The sequence below is a fragment of the Dactylosporangium sp. NPDC050688 genome (assembly GCF_040654515.1).
In the GTDB taxonomy this organism is placed as follows: Bacteria; Actinomycetota; Actinomycetes; order Mycobacteriales; family Micromonosporaceae; genus Dactylosporangium.
This window is the reverse complement of record NZ_JBFAIC010000142.1, coordinates 1-7,620: the sequence shown is the minus strand read 5'-3', so window position 1 is coordinate 7,620 and position 7,620 is coordinate 1. Positions and strand designations below refer to the sequence as shown.

The following is a 7,620-nucleotide window of genomic DNA, read 5'->3' as shown; positions in this document are numbered from 1 at the left end:
TCGACGCGCCGGGGCAGGTGCCCTGGTGGCGGCCGGCCACACGGGACGTGACGCTGCACCGGATCATCATCCATGTGACCTGCGACCTCGCCCGGCACGCCGGTCATGCCGACATCATGCGCGAGCAGCACGACGGCGCGATCGGCCTGCGGCAGGAGAACACCAACCTCCCCGACCACGACTGGCCGGCGTACGTCACGAAGCTGACGGCGCTCGCCGACCGGTTCGACTAGGTCCGGTGAGCTGGTCGCTGTATGTCGTGCCGGTGGATGCGCTGGGTCGTGACGGCATGGCGGAGTGGATCGCCTCGGCGGAGTGCGGCCGGGGGGTGCCTGAGGGGGTGCCGCAGGTCCTGCCGCGGCCGTCGGTCGGTGCGGTCCTGGACGCGTTGCGGGAGGCCGACTGCCACGGCACGAACTGGTTCGAGGTAGTCGGGGAGCCGGCCGGCTCGCGGTTGCCGGAGTGTCCGGGGACGGCGGCCTGCGCGAGCGGCGCGGTGGTGGATCTCGGTGAGGTCAGCGTGTACACGGCCGGCCGGAGCAGTGGGCCGGCCGTGCCGGCGGACGCCGCCGTGGAGACCGTGACGTTCCGCAAGCCGGACCCGGCCGCGGTGCTGCGGGCGGCGTGCGCCCTGGCGGCGGTCGCGGGCCCGCAGCTGGTGTTCGACGAGGGCGCCGCGGCGGCGTTCGTGGTGTGGCCCGGGGAAGAGCCCGGGGCTTTGGCCGGCGACTGGCCCTGGTGACGGCGGGCGGGCGGCGACGCGGTTACGGGCAGTTGTGGCTGGTGCGGTTCTGCGGCGGCGACGGCTGGCCGGCGGTGTGGATGGGGCCGGTGGCGGCGCTGCCGTCGGTGGTGATGCCGGATGGGACGCCGTTGAAGATGGACTCGACCTTGTCGGCGGTGCTGCGGGTGCGGCGGGGGTCGCGGGTGTCGTCGAGCTGCTCGTAGTGCAGGTGCTCGACCTTGGTCGAGCCGGTCTTGCCGACGTGGCCGAGGAGCTGGCCCTGCGTGACTGGCTGGTCCTGTTGCACCTCCGGCCAGGTCTGGAGGTGGCCGTACGTGGTGAACCAGCCGCCGCCGTGGTCGAGGATGACGCCGAAGCCGAGGCCGCCGCGGGTGCCGACGGTGCCGGGGGCGGCCGGGGCGCCGGTGTCGAGGGTGGCCTGCCAGCCCGACCAGGCGACGGTGCCGGCGGCGGAGGCGACGACGGCGCGGCCGGCGCTGGGGCCGCCGTTGTGGAAGAAGTCGATGTCGTAGTCGTCGTGGCCGGCGTACGTGGTCAGGCTCCAGGACTCGCCGCAGGGAAACGGCAGCTGGAAGGCGGGGCGCGGGCCGGGCTGCTGGGGGTGTCCGTCGGCGCGGCGGGCGAGCACGACGTAGGACACGATGACGCACACGACGATGACGGACAGCATCGTCAGCCGGTAGATCCCACGCGCACTCACCGGCGATCAATCTACCCGGTCGCCGCAATGCTCTGTCCCGGGACAACGGGTGAAACGTTCACGGTCGGGGTGGTGTGCGGCAGCGGCGGCGCGCAACGGGTGTACCAGCGAAAACACGGTCGCAACAGAGTCCTGGCCGGGGTCGGAGCGCATTGACACTGCTCAGCGCCGAACCTAGTGTCCGGCCCGCTGGTCCCGGGTCACGGGCCTGCTCACACCGACGTTTCGAGGTTTCCATGAGGAGAAGACTCAGCGTTCTCGGCGCCGTGCTGGTGGCGGTCGCCGCTTCCGTGGTGATGTTCGTGCAGCCCGCGTCCGCCGCCGTCGGCCTGCACATCAGCGGCCGGAACATCGTGGAGGCGAACGGGCAGAACCTGATCATGCGCGGGGTCAATCACCCGCACGTGTGGTACACGGGTCAGACGTCGTCGTTCGCCGCGATCAAGGCGGCCGGGGCGAACACGATCCGGGTCGTGCTGGGCACCGGGAAGCGCTGGGGGCCGTCCAACGACGTCCCGGCCGTCATCACCCTGTGCAAGCAGAACAAGCTCATCTGCGTGCTGGAGGTGCACGACACCACCGGCTACGGCGAGGAGGGCGCGGCCGCGTCGCTCGACGAGGCGGCCAACTACTGGATCAGCCAGAAGGCGAACCTGGTCGGGCAGGAGAACTCCGTCGTCATCAACATCGGCAACGAGCCGATCGGCAACACCAACCCGGCGCAGTGGACGGCGGCGACCGCGGCCGCGATCCAGAAGCTGCGCACGAACGGCTTCGAGCACCTCATCATGGTCGACGCCCCGAACTGGGGCCAGGACTGGCAGAACGTCATGCGGGACACCGGGCAGACCGTGCTGGACGCGGACACCAAGCACAACACGGTGCTGTCGATCCACATGTACGCCGTGTACGCGAACGCCGCGACGATCATCTCGTACTTCGACGCGTTCAAGAACAAGGGCTGGCCGCTGGTGGTCGGCGAGTTCGGCTGGAAGTTCAACTCCGGCGAGGTCGACCACGAGACGATCCTGTCCGAGGCGCAGGCCCGCGGGCTGGGCTGGCTCGCCTGGTCGTGGAGCGGCAACACCGACCCGATCCTGGACATGACGGTCAGCTTCAACCCGGCGCAGCTGACCACGTTCGGTGACCGGATCATCAACGGCGCCAACGGGCTGAAGGCGACCTCGCGCGAGGCGTCGATCTACAGCGGCCAGACCACGAGCGCGTCGCCGTCGTCGGCCTCGCCGTCGGTCTCGGTGTCGCCGTCGGCGTCGCGCAGCCCGTCGGTGTCGCCGTCGGCCTCGCGCAGCCCGTCGGTGTCGCCGTCGGCCTCGCGCAGCCCGTCGTCGTCGCCCGGTGGCACGAAGACCTGCACGGCGACGTACGCGATCGTCGGGCAGTGGCCGGGTGGCTTCCAGGCCGAGGTACGGGTCACCGCGGGCAGCTCGGCGATCTCCGGCTGGACGGTGGGCTGGACGTACGCCAACGGCCAGGCGGTCAACAACGCGTGGAGCGCGACCGTGACGAGCTCCGGCGCGGCGGTCACCGCCAGCAACGTCAACTACAACGAGACCGTGGGGGCGGGGGCGACGACGTCGTTCGGCTTCCTCGGCTCGTGGAACGGCACGAACAGCGTCCCGGCACCGCTGACCTGCACGGCCAGCTGACAACCGGCGCCTGCGGCCGGTCGGACCTCGGTCCGGCCGGCCGTTGTCGTGTGCCTGGCCTGACCGCTTCTGATCATCTCCGTAGTGGTGATGGCGCCCGGCCGGCTTCGGTGCGACCGGTTCGGTTCATCAGACTCGGGGTGGCGACACCGCCGAGCGGCCCGGCGACTACAGCCTGGCGAAGAACGACGTCATCGACGCCATCTTCGCGCGGATCTTCGCCGCGGCGGACGACGGACCGCGCGCGTCGCTCGCCGCGGCGGACGACGGACTACCCTCGTCGTGAGAGTTACCGCCGCACGTGGGAGTGCCTGATGTCCGCCTCACCGCCCGCCGCCGCCCCACCACCCGCCGATCCGCCCGCCGGGCCGCCGGCGGACGAGACCGCGGCGCCCCTGCGGGGCGGGCCGGCGGTGGACGAGGCCGAGGCGCGGCTGCGGGTCGGGCCGCCCGCCGACCACGCGGCCGGGCTGCAGGCGGTGCGGATCAGCATGGCCAACGCGGTGCGGCAGATGGGGGTCGTCAAGGCCACCCGCAACCTGCGCGCGCTCAACCAGGTCGACGGCATCGACTGCATGAGCTGCGCGTGGCCCGACCCGAAGGGCCACCGGCACACCGCGGAGTTCTGCGAGAACGGCGCGAAGGCCGTCTCGTGGGAGGGGGTCCGCCAGACCGTCGGGCCCGAGTTCTTCGCCGCGCACTCCCTGGCCGACCTCGCCGGGCGTACCGACCACTGGCTGGAGCAGCAGGGCCGGCTCATCCACCCGATGGTGCGCCGCGACGGCGCCACCCACTACGAGCCGATCTCGTGGCAGGACGCGTTCGCGCTCATCGGCACCCACCTCAACGGGCTCGCGAGCCCGGACGAGGCGGTCTTCTACACCTCCGGCCGCACCAGCAACGAGGCCGCGTTCCTGTACCAGCTGCTGGCCCGGGCGTACGGCACCAACAACCTGCCGGACTGCTCCAACATGTGCCACGAGTCGACCTCCGCCGGGCTGGCCCGCACCATCGGCGTCGGCAAGGGCTCGGTGTCGCTGCAGGACCTGCACGAGGCGGACCTCATCGTGGTGTCCGGGCAGAACCCCGGCACCAACCACCCGCGGATGCTCACCGCGCTGGAGACCGCCAAGCGCAACGGCGCCAGGATCCTGGCGGTCAACCCGCTGCAGGAGGCCGGGCTGATGCGCTTCGACAACCCGCAGAAGGTGCGGGGCCTCGCCGGCCGCGGCATCGGGCTCGCCGACGAGCTGCTGCAGATCCGCTCCAACGGTGACCTGGCGCTGTGGCAGGCGATCGGCCGGCTGCTGCTGGAGGCCGAGGACGCCGCGCCCGGCACGGTGCTGGACCGGGCGTTCATCGACCAGTACACCACCGGCTTCGACGCGTGGCAGCGGCACGTGCGGGCCGTCGACCGCGACGCGGTCCTCGCCGCGACCGGGCTGGCCTGGTCGCAGATCGAGACCGCGGCGGCGATGCTGGCGTCGGCGAAGCGGATCGTGCACTGCTGGGCGATGGGCATCACCCAGCATCACAACGCGGTCGCCACGATCAAGGAGTTCGTCAACGTCGCCCTTGCCCAGGGCATGATCGGCAAGCCGGGCGCGGGCCTGTGCCCGGTCCGCGGCCACTCCAACGTGCAGGGCGACCGGACGATGGGCATCTGGGAGGCGCCGCCGGCGTTCTTCCTCGACGCGCTCGGCGCCGAGTTCGGCTTCGCGCCGCCGCGCGAGCCCGGCTTCGACTCCGCCGACGCCGTGCGGGCGTTCCGCGACCGGCGGGCGAAGGTGTTCATCGCGCTCGGCGGCAACTTCGTCGCGGCGATGTCCGACACGGACGTCACCACCGAGGCGATGCTCGGCGCCCAGCTCACCGTGCAGATCTCCACCAAGCTCAACCGCAGCCACGTCGCCGCCGGCCGCACCGCGCTGATCCTGCCCACGCTCGGCCGCTCCGAGCAGGACCTGACCGGCGGGCGGCCGCAGCGGGTCACCGTCGAGGACTCCATGTCGGAGGTGCACGCGTCCCGGGGTCGTTCGGCCCCGGCCGGTCCGCTGCTGCGCTCGGAGGTCGACATCGTCTGCGGCATCGCCGCCGCCACGCTCGGCGACCGGCACGGCATCCCGTGGCGGGACTTCCCCGCCGACTACGACCGCGTCCGCGACCGGATCGGCCGGGTCGTGCCCGGCTGCGCCGACTACACCGAGCGGATCCGCACGCAGGGCGGCTTCACCATGCCGCACGGGCCGCGCGACTCCCGCACGTTCCCGACCCCGGAGGGCAAGGCCGTGTTCACGGTCAGCCCGCTGGAGGTGCTCAGCGTGCCGCCGGGCCGGCTGGTGCTGCAGACGATCCGCAGCCACGACCAGTTCAACACCACGATCTACGGCCTGGACGACCGGTACCGCGGCATCCGTTCCGGGCGGCGGGTCGTGTTCATCAGCGCCGCCGACCTCGCCGAGCTCGGCCACGCCGACGGCGACGTCGTGGACCTCGTCTCGGAGTGGACCGACGGGCGGGAGCGGCGCGCCGAGCGGTTCCGGCTCGTGGAGTACAACACGCCCAAGGGCTGCGTCGCGGCGTACTACCCGGAGACCAACCCGCTGGTGCCGCTGGACTCGCAGGCTGCGGTCAGCGGCACCCCCACGTCGAAGTGGGTCGTCGTGCGGTTGGAACCTAGCGGTACGTGATGTCCGACGCGCTGTAGAAGCAGTTGACGCCGTCGGCGCCCGATCCGACGTGGGTCGGCTCACTGCCCTTCGGCGCGCCCAGGTACTTGTCGCAGATCGTCGCCGAGCCGTAGACGGTGATGCGGGTGAACCGGGCCGTGTCGCCCCAGTTGATGTTGATCCCGGCGATCACTTTCGTGGACCTGGCGATGATGTTGTCCACGACCACGTGCCGCTGGAACGAGTTGGTGCAGTTGCCGCAGGCGCGGTACAGCTTGCCGGCGTTCTCGACGTAGAAGCCGGAGATGTTCACCGTGCCGTTGCCGTTGTGCTGGAACACCTTGTCGCTGGCGGAGCGGGCGCCGCCGCCGATGACGTAGCTGGTGCCGCCGCCGGTGCCGAGGAACGTGGCAGCGTCCTCGCCCACGTCCTCCCACCACACGTTCTGGATCGTGCAGGTGCCGAGGCAGTGGATGCCGTCACCGGCCGGCGCACCGATGATCACGTTCTTGATCGTCGCGCCGTTGGCCAGCTCGAACACCGGGTCCTGGCTCTCGCCCTGACCGCCGTCACCGATGCAGCAGTACCGCCTCATCCCGCCGTCGAGCGTCCCCGACACCTTGATCGTGCCGTTGTTGACGGGCGCGTCGCCGGTCTTGGTCGGCCACGTGGTGCTCGGGTTGGTGCCGCCACCGCCGGTCGTCGGGGTGGTGGTGCCGACCTGGACCAGGCGCCACTGCTGGTTCGCCCCGTTGAGGTCGGTGTACTGCGAGATCCTCGCACCGTTGGCGGTCGACCACTGCCAGACCTCGAGGGCCTTGCCGCTGTGCCGGTTGATGAGCTGGATCGCGTCGCCGATGTTCTGCACCGAGAACTGCTGGTTGTAGCCGCTGCTGATCGGCCACTGCCGGTACTCCGCACCGTCGGCGGTGTTCCACTCCCACAGGTCGATGGCCTTGCCGCTGTGCCGGGCGACGATGCGCCACCAGCCGGTCCCGGCGGACTCGAACCGGAGCTGCTGGCACTGGCAGCCGTTGCTGCTGTACTGGGTGACGGTGGCACCGTCCGCGGTGGACGCGCCGGTCACCTCCATCACCTTGCCGCTGTTGACGTTGACCAGGTTGTACCAGGCCCCCTGCACGATCGTCGCCGCGTCGGCCGATCGCACCGCGACCGTCGTCACCGCCGCCACGACCGACAGCACGACCGCGCCGAGCAGTGCGGTCCGCCATCGCCTGACCGGCCCTGTTGCACTCACGAGCGCCACGTCTCAACCTCCACTCCGAGGAAAGCGCTTTCCCAGGTGGCGGACCGTAGCGACTTCATTCGTTGTTGTCAATACATCGACGCTGGTACGCCCACCGCGCCCTTCGTCAGCCCGCCGTCGATGAAAGACGGGCGTGAAAACCGGCCGCTCAGGTCAGCGGCACGCTGCCGCGCACGATCCAGGACCAGATCTCGTCCTCGAGCTCGCTGCGGCCCGGCTCCGCGACCGTGTCGGGCACGAACCGGACACCGGCCGGACGCTCGTTGTAGACCCAGGCACTCACACGGACGATCATGGCACGCCCCCTCAACCATGCGGCGGCAAGCCACCGGGGAGCGTCCCCGGGTCCAGGCTCGCCGGCAGGCCGAACGCGGGGAACAGGCCCGGCGCCTCGAACACGTCCATCGCCGCCAGCAGGCCCGCCTCGGGGCGCAGGACGATTAGCGCGAACGGCCGGAACGCGCGGCCCACCGCTGCGCCGCGCGGAGCAACGCCGAACCGACGCCTCGCCTGCGCGCGTCGTCCTCAACCACCGTGTGGATCTGCGATCGGCACCAGCACGACGAGGAGCC

Annotated in this window: 9 protein-coding genes; 4 read left to right on the top strand and 5 right to left on the bottom strand. The window is 71.2% G+C overall.

All coding sequences use genetic code 11. The annotated features are described in order from the left end of the window. Positions 1-233, top strand: a 233-nt coding sequence (locus AB0H83_RS51140) for a DUF664 domain-containing protein (protein WP_360111108.1), incomplete at its 5' end; no start/stop codon positions are given. A 5-nt stretch (positions 234-238) separates the two neighbouring features. Next, on the top strand, positions 239-742 hold the full coding sequence (locus AB0H83_RS51135; RefSeq protein WP_360111106.1) for a hypothetical protein: 504 nt from the start codon (positions 239-241) through the stop codon (positions 740-742). 22 nt (positions 743-764) lie between these two features. Here the strand turns inward: AB0H83_RS51135 and AB0H83_RS51130 are convergent, their stop codons facing one another. Next, positions 765-1,445 (bottom strand): M23 family metallopeptidase, encoded by a 681-nt coding sequence (locus AB0H83_RS51130; RefSeq protein WP_360111104.1) that lies wholly within the window; start codon positions 1,443-1,445, stop codon positions 765-767. A gap of 236 nt (positions 1,446-1,681) precedes the next feature. Here AB0H83_RS51130 and AB0H83_RS51125 point away from each other — a divergent pair, with 236 nt between their 5' ends. Then, on the top strand, positions 1,682-3,112 hold the full coding sequence (locus tag AB0H83_RS51125; RefSeq protein ID WP_360111101.1) for a cellulase family glycosylhydrolase: 1,431 nt from the start codon (positions 1,682-1,684) through the stop codon (positions 3,110-3,112). Positions 3,113-3,426: 314 nt separating this feature from the next. Beyond that, complete coding sequence (locus AB0H83_RS51120; protein ID WP_360111099.1) at positions 3,427-5,802, top strand: FdhF/YdeP family oxidoreductase; 2,376 nt, start codon at positions 3,427-3,429, stop codon at positions 5,800-5,802. Here the strand turns inward: AB0H83_RS51120 and AB0H83_RS51115 are convergent. The 4 genes from AB0H83_RS51115 to AB0H83_RS51100 form a co-directional block, all read right to left on the bottom strand. Next, entirely contained in the window at positions 5,789-7,039 is a 1,251-nt protein-coding gene (locus AB0H83_RS51115; protein ID WP_360111096.1) for a pectate lyase, read from the bottom strand. The two genes, AB0H83_RS51120 and AB0H83_RS51115, sit on opposite strands and share 14 nt — an antisense overlap. A 157-nt stretch (positions 7,040-7,196) precedes the next feature. Then, complete coding sequence (locus AB0H83_RS51110) at positions 7,197-7,331, bottom strand: hypothetical protein (protein WP_360111093.1); 135 nt, start codon at positions 7,329-7,331, stop codon at positions 7,197-7,199. A 23-nt stretch (positions 7,332-7,354) separates the two neighbouring features. After that, entirely contained in the window at positions 7,355-7,519 is a 165-nt protein-coding gene (locus tag AB0H83_RS51105) for a hypothetical protein (RefSeq protein WP_360111090.1), read from the bottom strand. Next, positions 7,489-7,581, bottom strand: coding sequence for a GNAT family N-acetyltransferase (locus AB0H83_RS51100; RefSeq protein WP_360111111.1), 93 nt, complete (start codon positions 7,579-7,581; stop codon positions 7,489-7,491). Before AB0H83_RS51100 ends, AB0H83_RS51105 begins: the two co-directional genes overlap by 31 nt. Positions 7,582-7,620 lie beyond the last annotated feature (39 nt).

Excerpts from the sequence above, each read along its gene's own strand:
- AB0H83_RS51125 (WP_360111101.1), top strand. The coding sequence starts at position 1,682 with ATGAGGAGAAGACTCAGCGTTCTCGGCGCCGTGCTGGTGGCGGTCGCC.
- AB0H83_RS51120 (WP_360111099.1), top strand. The coding sequence starts at position 3,427 with ATGTCCGCCTCACCGCCCGCCGCCGCCCCACCACCCGCCGATCCGCCC.